This window comes from Bacillus sp. V3B (genome assembly GCF_024494465.1).
Taxonomy (GTDB): Bacteria; Bacillota; Bacilli; order Bacillales; family Cytobacillaceae; genus Bacillus_BD.
In genome coordinates, this window is record NZ_JAETXM010000009.1 from 104,504 (window position 1) to 123,453 (window position 18,950).

Below are 18,950 nucleotides of genomic sequence, written 5' to 3' on the forward strand. Positions count from 1 at the left end.
GGTTCAACACCATCCTATTAAACACTACGATCTAAATATCTCTTATTTGCATACCCTTTTGCTCGTCTGTAAAATAAGACAATCAGGGAAACGATGATCAATATGACCGAAATCGTTTGTGCCATACGGATCGTTTCAGTCAACATTAAACTATCTGTCCGCATTCCTTCGATGAAAAAACGTCCAATTGAATACCAGATTAGGTAAGAAAGGAACATCTCACCACGACGTAAATTCACTCGACGTAATAAAATGAGTAGAATAAAACCTAGCAAATTCCAAATCGATTCATACAAGAAAGTAGGATGATAATAGGCCCCGTTTATATACATTTGATTGATGATAAACTCAGGCAATTGTATGTTTTCAAGAAAGGCACGGCTTACTTCTCCACCATGTGCTTCTTGGTTGATGAAATTCCCCCATCTCCCGATTGCTTGTCCTAATATAAGACTAGGAGCTGTAATATCAGCCAGTTGCCAAAACGAAATCTTTTTCTTCTTAGCAAACACATAAGCCGTAATAATCGATCCGATTAAAGCACCATGTATCGCAAGGCCCCCATTCCAAATGGCAATAATCTGACCTGGATTTTGCGCATAGTAATCCCATTCAAATAAAACATAATAAATCCGTGCCGAAAGAATGGCAATTGGGATAGCCCACAACATGAGATCAGTAAATAATTCACTACCAAGTCCGCGCTTTGTTGATTCTTTTATAGCTATATATAATCCAAGTGCAATCGCTGCACCGATAATGACTCCATACCAATGAACCTCTATAGGCCCAAGTGAAAGCGCAACTGGATTGATTGGCTGTATCGTTTCCTCCATTCTCACATCTCCTTTTAAAATTCTATATTATATGAATATAACATGAAAAGTTCCCTCTTAACTATGCAGGATGAACAAACTTTTGACAACTCTAATGGTAGATTGATTCCTTCTTCACCATTATTAAGCATAAAAACCATAAAAATTAGAAGAATTTACTAGTTGAAAAGGTGTCTGACATCGACAAAATCACCTTTATCTAAAATCCAGTTCAACTCGATTACACGAGATATTGTCTTGTGCTTTCGAACACTTTTACGTTTCGGACAACCCTGACTCAGACTATTTCCTCTATAGATCTCCTTTGTTTCCCTCACTAATCACATCTGTAAGACGATGTGTAAATTGCTCGGCTGCATTTACACCCATTCGTTTCAAACGGAAATTCATGGCAGCTACTTCTAGAATAACCGCTAAGTTTCGACCAGGTCGAACAGGTATAGTGATTTTCGTAATATCCGTATCAATGATTTTTACTTTGTCCTCATCTAAGCCAAGACGATCATATTGCTTTGTTTCATCCCAAATCTCAAGGTTAATATTAAGGGATATTTTTTTATGACTGAGAACAGCCCCTGCACCAAACAAAGTCATGACATCGATAATCCCTAACCCGCGAATCTCTAGTAGATGCTCAATTAAGTCTGGTGAGGTCCCCACTAAAGTGCCCTCGTCCTCCTGACGAATTTCAATACAGTCATCGGCAACAAGACGGTGACCACGTTTCACAAGTTCAAGTGCCGTTTCACTTTTACCAACACCACTTTGACCTGTTATCATGACTCCCACACCATATACGTCAACAAGAACACCATGTATCGCGGTTGTCGGCGCAAGCTTACTTTCTAGGAAATTGGTTAATAAACCAGAGAATTTTGTTGTATTTTGTTTTACACGCATAAGAGGTACTGATTCTCGTTCTGATACTTCGATTAGCTCCTCAGGAACCTCCATCCCTCTTGTAATAATAATTCCTGGAGTTACGTCTGTACAAAGCTTCTCCATACGATATTTACGTTCACTTTCTGTTAATTTCTCAGCAAACGTTAACTCTGTCATGCCCATTACTTGAATTCGGTCTTCTGGATAATAGTCAAAATAACCAGCCAGCTCGATTCCAGGTCTTGATATATCACTTGTTGAAATCGGACGATTAATTCCTTCTTCTCCACTAATTAGTTCAAGGTCAAATTTTTCAATTACGTCTTTCGTGCGTACTTTAACCAAAAGTATGCCCCCTTCTAATAAACAGTATGATAAACGATAGAATAGATTTACGAAATTAATTTTGAGCGTTTACGGAAATCAATAAACCCTATTATATCAAGTTTCACACTATTTTATCATCTTTTTTTAAAGAACCAAATGACAATCTTGTTTATGTCTAGAATAGCTTTCTTTTAACAAAAAGGCTATGTTATTAAACAATTGTATTGATCCTCTAATAGCCTTTGGTGTACGTGTCCATTACGTTATTCATCCTGAATCCAACACATGGTCGCATACACTAAAGGCTATTTATCAACCATAATCATTAATATAGTCAACAAAAAAAAGCTAACAAGAGGTCCACTACTGTCCTCCTATTAGCTAACTTCAAAATCCGTTTTTTATTCTTTTTTATTTTTACTCTCTTGCATCAATTGTTGTTGAATAATGATATTAACGAACGACATGATTATGGCAATCAAGAAAGATGTTCCAAAACCATCAATTTCAAAAGAACTCCCCATAATACTGTCGGTCAACAATAACGTCACGGCATTAATGACAAATAGAAATAAACCCAATGTAAAAACCGTAACAGGGAGAGTCAAGATGATGAGGATCGGTTTAATAAATATATTTAACACCGACAACACAAAGCTCGCCCCAAGTGCTGCAAAAAAACTTTCTATGTAAAAAGACTCTTTAAAAAAACCAGCTAGGGCGATAAATAGAACCGCGTTGATGACAATTCCTAGCAACCACCTCATAACTTTACACTCCTTTACATCTCTGAACGTAAACTCTGAGAAAACTTGATTAAAATCAATATAGCGAACCATCCATTAGAGAATCCTCACTGGATGGTTCGGTTTCTTAATAGGATCTATTATGCTTTACGGATTACGATAGAGCCCGTTTTTGTATCAGCATGCAGGCGGACAGTCTGGATTGAATCCTTTACAGATTTAAATGTCATCGTTTTCTGAATAAGTTCACTTTTCTCTTCAACAATTTGGATTCCATCTAGATCAACAGTGAAATTCCCTAAGTTGGATTTCAACTCTCCATTGACTGCAACCAGTTCAGGAATCACCAGGTCAATACTTCCTGTTGTCGTTTTTACTTCAACCACTTCACAACTATTATTAATCGCTTGAAACTGAATATTCCCGTTAAACGATTGCAGTTCAACTTTACGAAGCTCCCCATCCATCACAATCGCTCCATTTAATGTTTCAGCATCTATCTCATCTATTTTACAGTGATTAAATTGGATGGCTCCATTTCCCGTCTCAGCCTCAACCTTTTGACTCTTAATTCCATCCATTGTAATTTTCCCATTAGCTGTTTTCATTTTATACTGTTTTACAGCTAAGTCTTTTCCTTCCATCGCCCCGTTAAAGATTCGGATTTCCACATACTCATATTCCACTTGCGGAAGATAGACGACCGTTTCGAGTTTGATCCACTTTTGTTCAGTTGAAAAAAGAAGATGCTCTCCTTCTACTTTAAAAAGAACTTCCTTTAAAAACTTCTCTTTTGCTTCTTCCTGCGTTTCTACTCGATACACTTGTGCTTGACATTCAACCCGTATATCTTCTTGATCCCATGGAACGACCCGAACATTTCCATTGGCAATATCAAGATCGACTTTTTTCACAAAAGCATCTTTTTGCTGAAAGATATGCGAGATATCAATCCGTTTCCCAAAGTTTAAATCCAAATCAAAGTCCTTCACTTTTTTGATCGCTGAATCCACGAAACCAAAAATTTTATCTTTTGCCGACTGATAGTTGTAATGTGAGCCTTGACTTTTTTCTTTCTGCTCTTCCTTAAACATCACAACCGTTGACAATTCATTGACCAGTTGCTCTTGCTTTTCTTCCATCGTTTTTGTCGATGTTTCAAGCTCTTCTAATAAACTAAGTGCCTCATCTACTGTTAGCTTTCCTTCTTCAACCATCTTGAGAATCCGTTTCCGTTCTTCCTTCATCTCAGTTCCTCCTCTAGGTAACTTCTTTTATAAGTATTACGAACTAAACCACAACAAGTTTCACTTTCATCCATTGCTGAGAAATGAACTTCAGGGTGATCGCTTTATTTCGTTACACCAATCCGATCTAACATTCGCTTTCGATCGCGCTCAAGAATCGGCTTTAAATACTTACCTGTATAGGATTCAGGAACTTTGGCCACCTCTTCAGGGGTTCCTGTTGCCATAAGCGTTCCCCCTTTGTCACCACCTTCTGGTCCAAGGTCAATCAGGTGATCAGCGGTTTTGATTACGTCTAAATTATGTTCGATCACAAGCACCGTGTCCCCATTTTCAACGAGTCTCTGAAGAACAACAAGTAGTCTTGCAATATCATCAACATGCAGACCTGTTGTCGGTTCATCCAAAATATAAAAGGAGCGACCAGTTGAACGGCGATGAAGCTCAGATGCTAGCTTAACCCGCTGTGCTTCCCCACCTGAAAGAGTTGTCGCCGATTGACCGAGCGTAATATAGCCTAGACCGACATCGAAAAGAGTTTGCATCTTACGCTTAATTTTCGGGATATTTTCAAAAAAGGTCACGGCTTCCTCCACTGTCATCTCTAATATATCGGAAATATTTTTTCCTTTATATTTCACTTCAAGCGTTTCACGATTATAACGTTTCCCATGGCAAATCTCGCATGGAACATACACATCCGGTAAAAAGTGCATTTCAATTTTGATAATACCGTCTCCGCGACACGCTTCACATCTTCCACCCTTAACATTAAAACTGAAGCGACCTTTCTTATACCCCCGTACCTTTGCTTCATTTGTTGTGGCGAATACATCTCGAATATCATCAAACACACCTGTATATGTCGCAGGGTTTGACCGTGGTGTCCTTCCAATTGGTGATTGATCGATATCAATTACTTTTTCTACATAGTCTATTCCGCTAATAGATTGGTATGCCCCAGGTTTACTTTTCGCATGATATAATTTCTGAGCGAGTGCTTTATGTAAAATTTCATTAATTAATGTACTTTTTCCAGAACCTGAAACACCTGTCACAGCCATGAATAATCCAAGCGGAAATTGAACACTTATATTTTTTAAATTATTTTCTTTTGCCCCTTTTATTTCAATGTAGCGACCATCCGGTTTCCGTCTTTCAACGGGTAGCGCAATGAATTTCTTACCTGACAAATATTGCCCTGTCAAAGACCGAGGATCTTCCATCACTTCTGCCGGTTTACCCTCTGCAATAATCTCTCCACCGTGGACACCCGCTCCAGGTCCGACATCAATTAAATAATCAGCCGCCCGCATCGTGTCCTCGTCATGTTCAACAACAATTAACGTATTGCCAATATCACGCATATTTCTCAACGTCTCGATCAGACGATCATTGTCGCGTTGATGAAGTCCAATCGATGGCTCATCTAAAATATAGAGAACACCGGTTAAACGAGAACCAATTTGCGTAGCCAGACGAATTCGCTGTGCCTCTCCACCAGATAGAGTGCCTGCTGCACGGCTTAAGGTTAAATAATCAAGTCCTACATTGACAAGGAAACCGAGACGCTCGTTAATTTCACGAAAGATTAAGTGAGCAATTTTCATTTCTTTCTCTGACAAAGTGAGATTTTCAAAAAAGGCTAGAGCCTCCTCGATTGAATACGCGGTAATCTCTCCAATATGCTTTCCATCAATTAAAACAGCCAATGTTTCTTTTTTCAGCCTGTTTCCTTTACAAGATGTACATGGATGTTCAGCCATATATTTATTCATTTGCTCACGAATATAATCTGAGCTTGTATCCCGATAACGACGTTCTACATTACGAAGAACTCCTTCAAATTCAACCTCATTGTCTCTGACTTGCCCGAATTCATTTTCATAATGAAAATGAATTTTTTCCCCATCTGAACCATGCAAGATTTTGTCCATTAAACTAGAAGGGATGTCTTTCACTGGTGTATCCATATCAATTCCGTAATGCTGACAAACACATGCAAGAAGTTGCGGATAGTATTGTGAACTCGTTGGTTCCCAAGGTGCTATCGCATGCTGATTAAGTGTTAAATCTTTATTCGGTATGACTAGGTTTACATCAACTTTTTTCTTTGACCCTAGACCGTCACATGAAGGACAAGCACCAAAAGGACTGTTAAAGGAAAACATACGTGGCTCAAGGGCACTGATCGAAAAACCACAAATCGGGCAGGCATGATGTTCACTGAATAAGAGCTCTTCTTCGCCAATGACATCAATGATGACTTTTCCATCTCCAAGCTTTAAGGCCGTTTCCAGTGAATCAGCCAACCTTGTGGCGACACCTTCTTTTACAACAATACGGTCAATGACAACTTCAATTGAATGTTTTTTATTTTTTTCAAGTTCAATCTCTTCTCCAAGGTCATACATATCCCCGTCTACTCGCACACGTACATATCCTTGTTTTTTGATATCTTCAAGGATTTTCACATGTGCTCCTTTTTTCCCGGAAACGATTGGGGCTAGTACTTGAAGCTTTGTTCTTTCAGGGTATTCCACAATTCGGTCTACCATTTGTTCAATCGTTTGGGAGGTAATTTCGATTCCATGCTTTGGACAGGTTGGGTGCCCAACTCTGGCATAAAGCAAACGCAAATAATCATAGATTTCCGTTACCGTTCCGACCGTTGATCGTGGATTACGACTGGTTGTCTTCTGATCAATTGAAATGGCTGGTGAGAGTCCTTCAATTAAGTCCACATCTGGTTTATCCATTTGTCCGAGAAATTGTCGTGCATAGGCTGACAGTGATTCAACATATCGCCGTTGTCCCTCTGCATAAATCGTATCAAAGGCAAGGGAGGACTTTCCTGAACCAGAAAGCCCTGTTACTACCACAAGCTGATCTCTCGGAATCGTAACATCTATATTTTTTAAATTATGGGCTCTGGCACCCTTTATAATCAGTTTATCCATCGCCATTGATTGGTCACCCTTCCACTTTCAATTCTAAAATAAGATCACGAAGCTCTGCCGCACGCTCGAAGTTTAAGGCTTTGGCCGCTTCTTTCATTTCTTTTTCCATCTCTTTTATAACTTTTTCTTTTTCTTTCTTGGATAGTTTCATAAACTGGGAAGCTGGCTTATATTCTTCCTGTTCTTCCGCCACATGTGTCGCACGAATCACATCGCGAATTTCTTTTTGAATCGTTTGCGGTGTAATACCATGCTTTCTATTATGTTCTTCCTGAATGGTACGGCGCCGTTTTGTCTCACTGATCGCTAATTCCATCGAGTTTGTGATTTTATCCGCATACATGATCACCTGCCCATTGGCATTACGTGCTGCACGACCACTTGTTTGGATTAGAGAACGTTCTGAACGCAGGAAGCCTTCTTTATCCGCATCAAGGATGGCGACAAGCGACACTTCTGGAATATCAAGCCCCTCTCTTAGTAAATTGATCCCGATCAGTACATCATATTTACCTAAGCGAAGATCACGAATAATCTCGATTCGTTCGAGCGTCTTTATTTCTGAATGTAAATATTGAACTTTAATGCCGATTTCCTTTAAATAGTCGGTTAAGTCTTCAGACATTTTTTTCGTCAAAGTGGTGACAAGTACACGCTCATTTTTTTCAACACGTTCATGGATTTCACCGATTAAATCATCAATTTGTCCTTCAATTGGACGCACCGAGATAATCGGATCTAAGAGGCCGGTTGGTCGGATAATTTGCTCAACCATTTCAGGTGTGTGCTCTAACTCATATGGACCAGGTGTTGCAGACACATAAACAGCTTGCTTTACATGCTGTTCAAATTCCGGAAAAGTAAGCGGACGGTTGTCCATAGCTGATGGCAACCGAAATCCATGATCCACGAGAACTTGTTTTCTCGCCTGATCCCCATTGAACATGCCACGAATTTGTGGCAGAGTGACATGTGATTCATCCGCGACAATTAGAAAATCTTCAGGAAAATAATCGAGTAGCGTATACGGGGTTGAGCCCGCTGGTCGTAAGGTGAGGTGGCGTGAATAGTTCTCAATTCCTGAACAAAAGCCCATTTCTTTCATCATTTCCAAGTCGTAACGGGTACGTTGTTCAAGCCGCTGAGCCTCTAATAATTTGTCATTTTCCCGTAATTCAGCGAGTCGTTCCTCCAGCTCCTTCTCAATATTTTGAACCGCGATTTGCAGTTTATCTTCACTCGTTACGAAGTGGGATGCTGGAAAAATCGCAATATGCTCTCTTTCACCAATGACTTCCCCTGTCAGCGCATCCACCTCACGAATTCGATCAATTTCATCACCAAAAAATTCTACCCTCACACAATGCTCATCCCTTGAGGCAGGAAAAATCTCAACGACATCGCCTCGAACGCGAAAAGACCCACGTTGAAAATTAATATCGTTTCGTTCGTATTGAATGTCTACAAGACGGTGTAATAGTTGGTTTCGTTCAATTTCCATTCCAGTTCTTAAGGAGAGAACAAGCTTACGATATTCTTCCGGCGAACCCAAACCATAAATACAAGACACGCTCGCAATAATAATGACATCCTGCCGTTCAAATAAAGCAGATGTAGCCGAGTGGCGTAATTTATCGATTTCTTCATTAATACTTGAATCTTTCTCAATAAAGGTATCGGTTTGAGGTACATAGGCCTCTGGTTGAAAGTAATCATAATAACTGACAAAATACTCGACTGCATTATGAGGAAAAAACTCTTTAAATTCACTATATAACTGTCCAGCAAGGGTTTTATTATGTGCAATGACAAGTGTTGGTTTATTGATAGCTTGAATGACATTTGAAATGGTAAATGTTTTCCCTGTTCCTGTTGCCCCAAGCAATGTTTGATGACGCTTCCTACTTTCAATCCCCGCAACAATTTTCTTAATCGCTTCTGGCTGGTCCCCCTGTGGCGAATACTTGGAAACTAATTGAAATTGATCCTTCACAAACCTTCCCTCCATTCCTTCATCGATCTAATTTAGGATCCTCTTCATAAAAGGGTCCTCTTTACTCAATTTTATCCGACTACTTTATCTATTCCCATTCTACCACAAACAAAGAAAAACTAACCACCAATAAACGAACAAACATTCCTTTTATAGGGATTGATACAGATCGGTGTCAGGCACCGAAAATGGATAGTCGTACACCATGAGTGAACAAGTAAATAAAGGAGTACGTGCTCACTCTTTCCATTTAAAAGAAAAAACCTGTCAACTTTACTTTCAGTGACAGGTTTTTCTTTATAAACTATGTTTCATTCTATGTTTCATCTGATTCGCGTACCAAAAGCCAGTCGTTAAAGAAAAAGCATCCACAATAATTAGCCCCATCGAGCTTGTATATCCTTTATAGACAGAAGTAGCAATTAAAGCCACCGTCAAAACCAGTCCAAGTACCTGATTATAGGTGACCCTCGTAAAAAACAAGACCAACAACCCTGGCAAAATAAAGGCTAATATATATTTAAAAACCAACACAACCACCTTCTTTTAGTGATGTTTTAAGAAGTCTTAGGGGACTCTGTCCAAATTCTCGATTTTTCCACTTCAATAAATAAAATATGATACAAATTGATCTCTTTAACCGTAAAAACATAGCCTTCCGCTTCCACTGTATCGCCTAATTCTACCTCGTATTTTTGATTTAAAAACCAACCGCCAATGGTGTCAACACTCTCTTCATCAAAATGGGTATCAAGTAACTCGTTTACTTCTGAAATCAACAGTTTGGCATTGAAAATGTAATGCCCTTCACCTATTTTTCTAATTTCTGGAACTTCATCTGTATCAAATTCATCCCGAATCTCACCCACAATTTCCTCGATAATATCTTCCATTGTCACCATTCCAGCAGTCCCACCATATTCATCATGTAGAACGGCCACATGGCTTCGTTGCTTTTGCAACATAAGCAATAGGTCATGAATAGGAATACTTTCAATGACACGGACAACTGGTTTAACAAAACCTTCTAACGATGCATCGGGCTGATCAAGCCAACCTGTTAAGGGGTCTTTTATATGGATCATCCCAATAATATTATCCTTATCACCATCATCCACTGGATATCTTGTATATTTTTCACGCTCCATAATTTCTAGTACTTCTTGTTGGCTGGCATCGATCGCTATTGTCGTCATTTCAGTTCGTGGAACCATGATTTCCTTTGCAATTCGCTCACCAAAATCAAAAATATTTGTTACATAGTTGTAGGATGATTGATTAATTTCACCACTTTCATAACTCTCAGACAGAATCAGTCGTAGTTCATCCTCTGAGCGGGATAGTTCATTTTCTCTTACTGCTTTAAAACCAAATAACCCGGTAATCCAACGGGCTGAACGATTCATCCCCCAAACGATGGGATATGTCAATCGATTAAACCAAACTAAGGGCTTTGCAATCAATAATGTGATCTTCTCACTTTTTTGAATCGCAAACGTCTTTGGTACTAGTTCTCCAACTACTACGTTTAAAAAAGTAATAATAGAGAAGGAAATAATAAATGAAATAGGAACTAACATAGAAGTTGAAATGTCCAAGTTGGTTAAAATAGGAGCAATATAATACGATAGGGTTTCCTCTCCAAGCCAACCAATTCCAAGCACTGTAATGGTAATCCCCAATTGACAAGTTGATAAATATTCATCTAAATTGGACGTCACCTTTTGCGCAGCCAATGCCTGTTTATGTCCTTCTTCTACCAGTTGATTAATCCTTGTACCCCTTACTCGAATAATCGAAAACTCTGCTGCAACAAAAAAAGCCGTTGAGGCAATTAAAATAAAAACAATGAGTAAATGAAAACTGTCCAATACTGCCTTCACTAATTGTGAAGGTTCACCTCCTTGAATATGTAGTATTCCACTTTCTAAAAAATAGAAATAACTACCGAGAAACGATCTAGAAAAACTAATCAGAACCTTTTTAATTATGTATATACTACCCCTATTTTACTACTTACGTTTCAGGATGAAAAGAGAGAGAGTCTCTAATCATTGTTTTTCGCAATCCAAGTTGGTGAACAAAATAAAAATCACCGACTATTTTTCAGTAAGCCGATGATTTTTATTTTTAGAAGGATTCGTTATAATAGATCCAGGAGGTGATTCGATTGGAAAAAGATAAACAACCTGCTTTAATAAAGGAGCTTGATGAAGAAACCCTTTTTATTGTTTCACAAACCTTTAAAGCTTTATCAGACCCTACCCGCATCCGCATCCTTCATTTATTATTTTCCGGTGAGCATTCCGTTAATGACATTGCTGAAAAACTATCATTACTACAATCGACTGTGTCCCATCAGCTACGATTTTTAAAAAATTTACGGCTAGTCACATTTAGACGAGAAGGAACAACTTTATTCTATACGTATGATGATGAGCATGTAATGGATATTTTAAAACAAACGATCGAGCACGCCCATCATTAATTACAGCCTTGATGGGGATTTGGACACCCATTCTCATTCTTTTCCACTTGGATGGTACTGTGTTCAATCCCGTAATCATCATGGAGGATGTTCTGTGCTTGTTGTAAGATTTGATCATGTGTCCCTTTTTCTGTAATGGATAGATGACAACTAAGCATCGGCATCCCTGAAGTAATGGACCAAATATGCAAATCATGTACTTCGTTTACATTTGGAATGCTTCCTAAAGAGATCTTAACGTCTTCTAATTGGATTTGGGCCGGTGCTCCTTCCATAAGAATATGAACGGATTCTTTCGTGACTCTCCACCCGCTAATGATAATGAGGGTAGCTACGGCGACACTGGCGATCGGGTCGGCAATTCCCCAACCGAAGAAAATCATGAGTAAGGCAGCGACGATTGCCCCAACAGAACCAAGCATGTCTCCTAATACATGAAGGAAGGCGCTTCGTACATTTAAGTTTTCTCTGTCCCCACTCATTAAGATCCAAGCTGCTACGATATTTACAAGCAAACCAATGGTTGAAATAGCCAACATCCCGAAGCTTTGCACTTCAGGTGGGTTAGCAAATCGATGGAAAGCTTCGTAAAAGATATACAAGGAGATGAGGATTAACGTGAAACCATTTAGGGCTGCGGCGATGATTTCAAATCGTTTGTACCCAAATGTTTTCGATTGGGATGCTTTTCTTTCCCCTAATTTCAGGGCAAAGAAGCTTAATCCTAGTGCAGCGGCGTCGCTAAGCATGTGACCAGCATCAGCGAGTAAAGCGAGGCTATTTGTGAGTAATCCCCCAATGACTTCGACGACCATAAATGTCGTGATGAGGATGAAAGAAACGAGTAATGCCTTTTTATTTGCAGAATGTCCATGTGAGTGATGATGTCCATGATGATGTCCGTGTCCATGTCCGTGCTGGTGGCCCATTAGAGATCCCTTCTTTCGTTTTCTTTTATTATATGATTATGTGCTCATATATATTATGTTGCATAAAGATAAAAAGTTCAACTAAAAACATCTAGTGCTTGAACCATTTTACAAAAAACAATCCAAGTATATTATTAACGATCACAATGGATACTAAATAAGTGAAATTTGCATGTGAACGGGAGGCGGAAATATACGATGGGGAACTCCAATCTGAAAAAGGCAGAATCTGGTGCTTGGTTAAGTATTTCAGCCTATATTATACTATCCACATTTAAGCTGATCATGAGTTATATCGGAAACTCAGAAGCATTGAGAGCAGATGGATTAAACAATTTAACGGATATCATTGCCTCTTTAGCGGTTTTAATTGGTCTAAAAATCTCGCAAAAGCCACCTGACGAAAATCATCGCTATGGTCATTCGAGAGCAGAAACCATTGCCTCCTTAGTTGCATCATTCATCATGGCCACAGTCGGAATCCAAGTCATCATAGGATCAGCACAATCCTTTTTCAACAGAACAGAAAGTAGTCCTGATATCATCACAGCCTTTGTTGCCCTCATTTCTGCGGTCTTTATGTTTGGAATTTATCGATATAACCTTAATTTATCCAAGAAAGTAAAGAGTAAATCGCTCTATTCCGCTGCCCAAGACAATCGCTCCGATTCATTAGTAAGTATCGGTGCAGCTATAGGGATTACCGGATCTTATTTTGGACTAGTTTGGCTTGATCCATTAACCGCTGCCCTTGTTGGAGTCATTATTTGTTATACAGCTTGGGGGATTTTTAAAGAAGCGGTACTCGATTTAACAGATGCATTTGAGGTAACAAAACTAAAGGAGATCGAAGACACCATTAGTCATACACCGGGTGTGAAGCTCGTGAAGGACATTAAAGCACGGCTACATGGAAATCAAGCAATCGTTGATGCTACTATTTTCGTTGAACCCACCTTAACAGTAATCGAAGGCCATCAAATTGCCGAAGAAGTAGAAGAGCGGTTAAATCAAGAACATCAAATTAACAATTCAACTATTCATATTGAACCCGGTTAAAAAAATTTAAAGGGGCTATTTGGCAATTGCCATGTAGCTCCTTTTTGATAATACCTGACTTTCTTTTTTGATCCCCTTCTGCCACGCTTTTTCAAGATATATATGATAGTAATGTACAAGTCTATTCTAGGGTAAAAAGCTTGAACATATATTGAAAAATACAAAAAAACTTCCAGCATAACGATACTGACCATTGGAGTTATACGTTCTCTCATCATTTGAACTTCCCATCTAGAGTAACATCTCAGATGAAAATGCATATTTTGGGTGAAGGAGGGATGAAAATGTATAATCATAACGGTGTTCCATTAGAAAATATGCCACAATATGACCAGCAAGAAAATCAGGATTTTAGAAATGTCAAAAGTATATGTATGCAATACATGAACTTTCATATCATTGCTCAAATGAATGATGGTTCGCAAATGGAAGGAATTATTGATGATGTCGACGATGAAGGTGTAACCATGTTAGTCCCTGAAGACATAGAAGAGGATACAAGGCAATTTGGATATGGAGGATATGGCGGGTATGGTAGACGAAGATTCCGTAGATATCGCCGCCGGAGATTCCCGTTCTTTCTCTTCGGATTTCCATTTTTTTACCCTTACCCTTTTTATTACTAAAAACCAGGCCTTTACCTGAGCTTGTATTTCTTCATATATGTAAAAAGCAACCTACTGATTCAATGAAGTAGGTTGCTTTTTATGGTTAAAGACTAAGCTAGGTTATATGAAATCACCTATTAAACAGCTGCATCGTCCCAATTTTTTTCATCTTGGACAAAGAGGATACCGAGTTCGTGATGGTCACCTTCATAAAGAGCTCGTTGCACAAAGCGAATTTGTCCATTCACATCAAGTACCTCGAGTTTACAGTGTGCTCGATTTTTTTGTAGAGCTTCATAAAAGCTTTCCTCATTATTAATCGAAACACCATTAGCCTTCGTAATCAGTTCTCCAACCCCAAGACCCATTTTCGCAGCAGGTGAATTAGGAATGACCCCAAGAATCATAAGACCGTGATTTCTTTTTGAAAAATAAAACGGAAGACTGTCTTCAAATAAACGTTGACGCATCGAAATTACCTCACGTCCAATGATCGCAAGTGCCACAACGACAATTGACGCAAGCGGATACCAATAACCGACCGCTGACAAGCATGTGAGCAAAATACCGAATACGATAACCTTTCTTCCAACTTGCTTGATTGCTTTAACAGGTAACATCCCTTGAACTTGTTGGGAAAATCCAATCGCAAATGGAACAAGCATCAGCGAATAGGTTTCGCCTGCAATAGAAAAGATTGGCCACCATTCAAAGGGTGCGGACAATGCTTCACCTGGAATGATTAAAAACACGGGCAACATCCATAATCGTTTCGCTTCATGGACACCAACCTGTAATCCTCTTTTACTTTTGATGAGCTTTGGCGAGGTACCCTTACTTCCATTCCGCAAAATGAAAATACCCTCTGCTACGATTAACAAACACACCAGAACAGAAATCGCAGGCAGAATCATTGGACTCCATTCTGGTGTTTGACTTTGAATAAAGGGAAATGACCACTTTTGTCTAAGAAAGAAAAGTGTAGCGAAAAAGGCAAAACCAACCGTGTAAATGGGAGATAGCAATCGGACCTTTGCAAGAAAACTCCATAATAAGGTAAAAAGAGCAATAAAAATAATGGTTTCAATCGGGATCACCAGTCCTAGACCAATGACCACAACAGAAAGGATCAAGCCGATCCCTATCCCTAACGGAAGAAGCTGTCGTAGTTCAAAATAAGCATTCTCGGCCCGAACATGAAAACTTTTTCGTTCCCGCTTCACTCTTGATATACCTAACATTGCGGCAAGGAAAAAAACATAATAAAACACCGGATTCAGAATTAATTTCTCTAATCCTTTTAAAAGCTCAATAACCCACTCTAGTGCCAAACCTGCCACCAACCTCTATTAATCTATTCTATTATCTAATCTCTATTAAGACTATTCTATCAAATTAAAAGAGGGCAGTAAATTGGCTAATACTTCCTTTGGAGTAAAATGGGAATCTTGGACCTTATTCATAAGTACTAGAATACATATTGCGTGAGCTTATTTATCTTTCTTATCCGACTTATTCCCCCTGCATCAAACAAAAAAACGCACGTGAACGTTATCCCCATACGTCCCGTGCGGTCCAAAAATTGATGATTCTAAAAGTTTTCCCTTGATTCTTTTACTGTGCTGTAATTTTGAGTGCAGCTTGTAATTGGAGATCATTTTTTTCCTTTTTCAACTCTTTTATCACCGCCTGTTCAAGAGCAGCTGCGGTTTTATCATCAATTCTTCCGTCTACTTTCAAATCATTCTCTTGCTGAAAAGCCTTAACCGCTATTTCCATACCACCGCTATAATAACCATCCGTTCTCCCCGGCTCATATCCAAGACTTGTTAGAATTTGCTGCGCATTTTTCACCTTTTCATTATTCATATCCTTTGCTAAAGGTTCAGTCAACTGTATTGGATGTGTATGAAAAAGATCGGACTGCGTTACTTCCACATCGGGTTCAATTCCTTTTTTATGAATCCAGTTGCCGTCAGGTGTAAGCCACTTGAATAGAGTCAATTTAATATTGCTTCCGTCACCCATTGGTACCGCCTGTTGAACCGTCCCTTTTCCAAAGGTTTTTTCCCCAATTAAGGTAAAACCCTCCGCTTCCTTCAAAGCCCCCGCAAGAATTTCTGAAGCAGATGCACTCCCTTTATCAATTAGAACAGCTACAGGATAGGGTTTATCCTTCTCTAAAGTGGTATAAAACGGTTCTTTTTCACCATTTCGCTTCTCAATTTGCACATAAGGTTTTTCCTTTGAAACAAACTCCTTGAGAATCTCCTGGACACTTTCTAATAGCCCGCCTGGATTACCACGAACATCAATCACCAAGCCGTTGATATCCTTTTTCTCCAATTCTTTTAATTGTTTTTTAAATTCGGATGCTGTCTCTTTTGAAAATGAAGTAAGTTCCATATATCCAATCGACTTGTCGTTTACCTTTTTTACTTTCGAATAAACCGTAATTTGCGGAATCTCGTCACGCTTAACAGAAACCGTAATTGGCTCCTTTAACCCTTGACGCATAAGCTCTAGCTTCACGGATGTTCCTTTTTTTCCACGAATTTTGAGCGTTGTTTCATACAAATCCAATCCCTCAACACTCTCTCCATCAACCTTTAAGATTTGGTCATACGGTTTAATCCCAGCCTTTTCAGCAGGGGAATCTTTAAAAGGAGCTACAATGACAATCTTTCCATCGACCATACTGACTTCGGCACCAATTCCTTCAAATGCAGAATCTAATGCTTGACTAAATTGTTTGGCTGTCTCCTTGTCCATATAAACGGAATACGGATCATCCAAGGTCGTGAGCATCCCTTGTATCGCCCCTTCGATTAACTGTTCTTCTCCCACTTCTTCAACATAATTCCCTTTGATCAGTTGATAGGCTTGCACGACTTTCTCCATACTCTCTTCCTCAATCGCTACTTCCATGATGAGTGGTTGTTCATGCTCATTTGATTCTAATTCCGATTCTGACTGCATTGAGACCTTATCTTTTTCAGCTGTCCACGTTATCGCCGCATATGTACCACCGGCTCCAGTTAACAAGGAGCCTGTCATAAGGAGCGCTATCCATTTACGGTTCATTTCCATCTCCCCTTCTACACTTCATCTCTATGAACCTTTCAAAGGATTCAAGCCTTTTTGTAAAAAAAGACTCTCCATCTGATTGATTTACCTATATTTTTATATTTCTTCCGGTCTACCTTAGTTCAATATATGTAAAAAAGGACGAGTTATGAAAAAATCTCTCATTGCATGATGTAAAAAATACAATGTATTGGTAGAAAGGGAAGTAGATATTTCGAAAATGGGGAAAAAGGATGATTTAACAAGAGGTACTGCTAAACTAAAATTTTATATTAGCTTTCAAACATGTATGAAAAAAACGGAAGAGCATGAATCTGCCCTTCCGTTTTTCTTTTCATTATTATCTGTTTTACTTTTACATCGGAACGATTCCAATAGGATTGATGGCATTCGTTCTTCCACCGACCCATTCTCCACGGTGTAACTCAAAGTGCAAATGTTGACCAGTCGATCTACCGGTCGTTCCCATATACCCGATAATCTGTCCTTTTGAAACAGTAGATAAATTGTTAACTAAACGGCTGTTTAAGTGAGCATATACCGTTGTGTAAATCTGTCCATTGATAGAATGCGAGATCATAATTACATTTCCGTAAGTTCCCATCACTTGTGAACGGATCACGACCCCATCAGCAGCAGCGACAATTGGCACTGTTCCGTTTTTAGCAATGTCTACACCATAATGAAAGTCCCCACCGTTAAAACTACGATAACCAAAGTTAGATGACATATATCCTTCTGCTGGGCTTGTAAAAGCACCACTCGATACAGGAGCTGTTTTTACTGTAGTTTGACTTGTTGTACTTCCGCTTGTTGAGCTGCTCTTTTTAGTTGTACTCTTGCTTGTCGATGAACTACTCTTTTGAGCGGCTGCGGTAGTCTTAGCTTCTGCTGCTTCTGCTGCTTCTGCTGCCCTAGCAGCGGCGGCTTCCGCTTCTGCTTTTGCTTGTTTCTCTTGTTCCAATTGAATGGCTTGTTTAATAGCCTTCTCTTGGGATGCAAGAATATCCTTTTCCTCTTCAAGACTCGTCACTAACTGGTTTGCTTCATCTTCTTCTTGCTCAAGTGATAGCATTAATTGATTTTTCTCTTCCTTTTGACCATCTAATTCGACCTTTAAGGCTTCAAGCTCTTGACGCATTTTCTCAAGATCCGATAAATCCGTTTCTACTTGTTCTTTCTTTTGTTCTAAAGCTTCTTTATCCTCGTTATGCTCTTTCATAATCGTTTGGTCAGCTTCTAGAATAACCGCAACAGCTCCAACCCGGTCAATAAAGTCACCAAAGCTTTGCGCACCCACTAATACATCAAGATAACTAACCATTCCCCCGCCTTCCTGATAAGCACGGGCACGATCTTTTAACAATTCATTTCGTTGTTCAATTCGTTCGATCAGTACGTCAATTTCACTTTTTAATATATCAATCTCTTCATTTTTCTCATCAATTTGCTGGTTTTTTTCAGCGATTTTCGTAGTTGTATCCCCAATCGCTAAATCAATACTATTAATATCTTCATTAACTTTTTTCATTTCGGCGTTAATTTCTTCTATCTGACTAGTAGCCTCATTTAGCTCGCTCTCAATGCCAGAGCGCTCTTTTTGAATCTCATTGTTTTTTGCTTCTAAATCTTCTATTTTTTCCGCCCATACATTTTCTGCTGGTACTCCTGCAAAAACTGTGCTTAGCCCCACTGTAGCGGCCACCGATAATGTAAGAATTGCTTTCTTCAACTTCAATTTCTCCCTTCCACTGAACACATCTGTCATATGTACAGGCCAACCGTTTA

General features: G+C 39.1%; 15 protein-coding genes. 3 read left to right on the forward strand and 12 right to left on the reverse strand.

The genetic code is table 11. The features are described from left to right. Window positions 1-17: 17 nt before the first annotated feature. The 8 genes from lgt to JMM81_RS12235 all read right to left on the reverse strand — a co-directional run bounded on the left by lgt (window position 18) and on the right by JMM81_RS12235 (window position 10,862). Window positions 18-836, reverse strand: coding sequence for a prolipoprotein diacylglyceryl transferase (lgt, locus tag JMM81_RS12200; protein ID WP_256241853.1), 819 nt, complete (start codon window positions 834-836; stop codon window positions 18-20). Between the two features lie 291 nt (window positions 837-1,127). Next, the gene (gene hprK / locus JMM81_RS12205; RefSeq protein ID WP_256241854.1) at window positions 1,128-2,063 is read right to left on the reverse strand and encodes an HPr(Ser) kinase/phosphatase; all 936 of its coding nucleotides are present in this window, start codon (window positions 2,061-2,063) and stop codon (window positions 1,128-1,130) included. 383 nt (window positions 2,064-2,446) lie between these two features. Beyond that, on the reverse strand, window positions 2,447-2,812 hold the full coding sequence (locus JMM81_RS12210) for a phage holin family protein (protein ID WP_256241855.1): 366 nt from the start codon (window positions 2,810-2,812) through the stop codon (window positions 2,447-2,449). A 119-nt stretch (window positions 2,813-2,931) separates the two neighbouring features. Further along, on the reverse strand, window positions 2,932-4,038 hold the full coding sequence (locus JMM81_RS12215; RefSeq protein ID WP_256241856.1) for a DUF4097 family beta strand repeat-containing protein: 1,107 nt from the start codon (window positions 4,036-4,038) through the stop codon (window positions 2,932-2,934). 104 nt (window positions 4,039-4,142) lie between these two features. Then, window positions 4,143-7,004 carry an excinuclease ABC subunit UvrA gene (gene uvrA / locus JMM81_RS12220; RefSeq protein ID WP_256241857.1) on the reverse strand — a complete coding sequence of 954 codons (2,862 nt, stop codon included), beginning with the start codon at window positions 7,002-7,004 and terminating at the stop codon, window positions 4,143-4,145. 7 nt (window positions 7,005-7,011) lie between these two features. Continuing rightward, window positions 7,012-8,991, reverse strand: coding sequence for an excinuclease ABC subunit UvrB (uvrB, locus tag JMM81_RS12225; RefSeq protein ID WP_256241858.1), 1,980 nt, complete (start codon window positions 8,989-8,991; stop codon window positions 7,012-7,014). A 297-nt stretch (window positions 8,992-9,288) separates the two neighbouring features. After that, the gene (locus tag JMM81_RS12230; RefSeq protein ID WP_256241878.1) at window positions 9,289-9,522 is read right to left on the reverse strand and encodes a CsbA family protein; all 234 of its coding nucleotides are present in this window, start codon (window positions 9,520-9,522) and stop codon (window positions 9,289-9,291) included. A 26-nt stretch (window positions 9,523-9,548) separates the two neighbouring features. After that, a complete protein-coding gene (locus tag JMM81_RS12235) occupies window positions 9,549-10,862 on the reverse strand; it encodes a hemolysin family protein (protein WP_256241879.1) in 1,314 nt (437 codons plus the stop codon). A gap of 299 nt (window positions 10,863-11,161) precedes the next feature. Here JMM81_RS12235 and JMM81_RS12240 point away from each other — a divergent pair, with 299 nt between their 5' ends. After that, window positions 11,162-11,479, forward strand: a complete 318-nt coding sequence (locus JMM81_RS12240) for an ArsR/SmtB family transcription factor (RefSeq protein WP_256241859.1) — start codon at window positions 11,162-11,164, stop codon at window positions 11,477-11,479. Here JMM81_RS12240 and JMM81_RS12245 read toward each other — a convergent pair. Next, the gene (locus JMM81_RS12245; RefSeq protein ID WP_256241860.1) at window positions 11,476-12,408 is read right to left on the reverse strand and encodes a cation diffusion facilitator family transporter; all 933 of its coding nucleotides are present in this window, start codon (window positions 12,406-12,408) and stop codon (window positions 11,476-11,478) included. The two genes, JMM81_RS12240 and JMM81_RS12245, sit on opposite strands and share 4 nt — an antisense overlap. 198 nt (window positions 12,409-12,606) lie before the next feature. Here JMM81_RS12245 and JMM81_RS12250 point away from each other — a divergent pair, with 198 nt between their 5' ends. Next, the gene (locus JMM81_RS12250; RefSeq protein WP_256241861.1) at window positions 12,607-13,467 is read left to right on the forward strand and encodes a cation diffusion facilitator family transporter; all 861 of its coding nucleotides are present in this window, start codon (window positions 12,607-12,609) and stop codon (window positions 13,465-13,467) included. Window positions 13,468-13,751: 284 nt separating this feature from the next. Beyond that, window positions 13,752-14,093 (forward strand): hypothetical protein, encoded by a 342-nt coding sequence (locus JMM81_RS12255; protein WP_256241862.1) that lies wholly within the window; start codon window positions 13,752-13,754, stop codon window positions 14,091-14,093. 119 nt (window positions 14,094-14,212) lie between these two features. Here JMM81_RS12255 and JMM81_RS12260 read toward each other — a convergent pair whose 3' ends face one another. The 3 genes from JMM81_RS12260 to JMM81_RS12270 all read right to left on the reverse strand — a co-directional run bounded on the left by JMM81_RS12260 (window position 14,213) and on the right by JMM81_RS12270 (window position 18,894). After that, a complete protein-coding gene (locus tag JMM81_RS12260; protein ID WP_256241863.1) occupies window positions 14,213-15,406 on the reverse strand; it encodes a PDZ domain-containing protein in 1,194 nt (397 codons plus the stop codon). A gap of 283 nt (window positions 15,407-15,689) precedes the next feature. Beyond that, entirely contained in the window at window positions 15,690-17,159 is a 1,470-nt protein-coding gene (locus tag JMM81_RS12265) for a S41 family peptidase (protein ID WP_256241864.1), read from the reverse strand. A gap of 358 nt (window positions 17,160-17,517) precedes the next feature. Next, window positions 17,518-18,894 (reverse strand): murein hydrolase activator EnvC family protein, encoded by a 1,377-nt coding sequence (locus JMM81_RS12270; protein ID WP_256241865.1) that lies wholly within the window; start codon window positions 18,892-18,894, stop codon window positions 17,518-17,520. Window positions 18,895-18,950: the final 56 nt, after the last annotated feature.

Bases quoted from the DNA above. Each gene is read 5' to 3' on its own strand.
- JMM81_RS12215 (WP_256241856.1), bottom strand. From the start codon at position 4,038: ATGAAGGAAGAACGGAAACGGATTCTCAAGATGGTTGAAGAAGGAAAG.
- JMM81_RS12245 (WP_256241860.1), bottom strand. From the start codon at position 12,408: ATGGGCCACCAGCACGGACATGGACACGGACATCATCATGGACATCAT.
- lgt (WP_256241853.1), bottom strand. From the start codon at position 836: ATGGAGGAAACGATACAGCCAATCAATCCAGTTGCGCTTTCACTTGGG.
- uvrA (WP_256241857.1), bottom strand. From the start codon at position 7,004: ATGGCGATGGATAAACTGATTATAAAGGGTGCCAGAGCCCATAATTTA.
- JMM81_RS12265 (WP_256241864.1), bottom strand. From the start codon at position 17,159: ATGAACCGTAAATGGATAGCGCTCCTTATGACAGGCTCCTTGTTAACT.
- JMM81_RS12210 (WP_256241855.1), bottom strand. From the start codon at position 2,812: ATGAGGTGGTTGCTAGGAATTGTCATCAACGCGGTTCTATTTATCGCC.
- JMM81_RS12255 (WP_256241862.1), top strand. From the start codon at position 13,752: ATGTATAATCATAACGGTGTTCCATTAGAAAATATGCCACAATATGAC.
- JMM81_RS12250 (WP_256241861.1), top strand. From the start codon at position 12,607: ATGGGGAACTCCAATCTGAAAAAGGCAGAATCTGGTGCTTGGTTAAGT.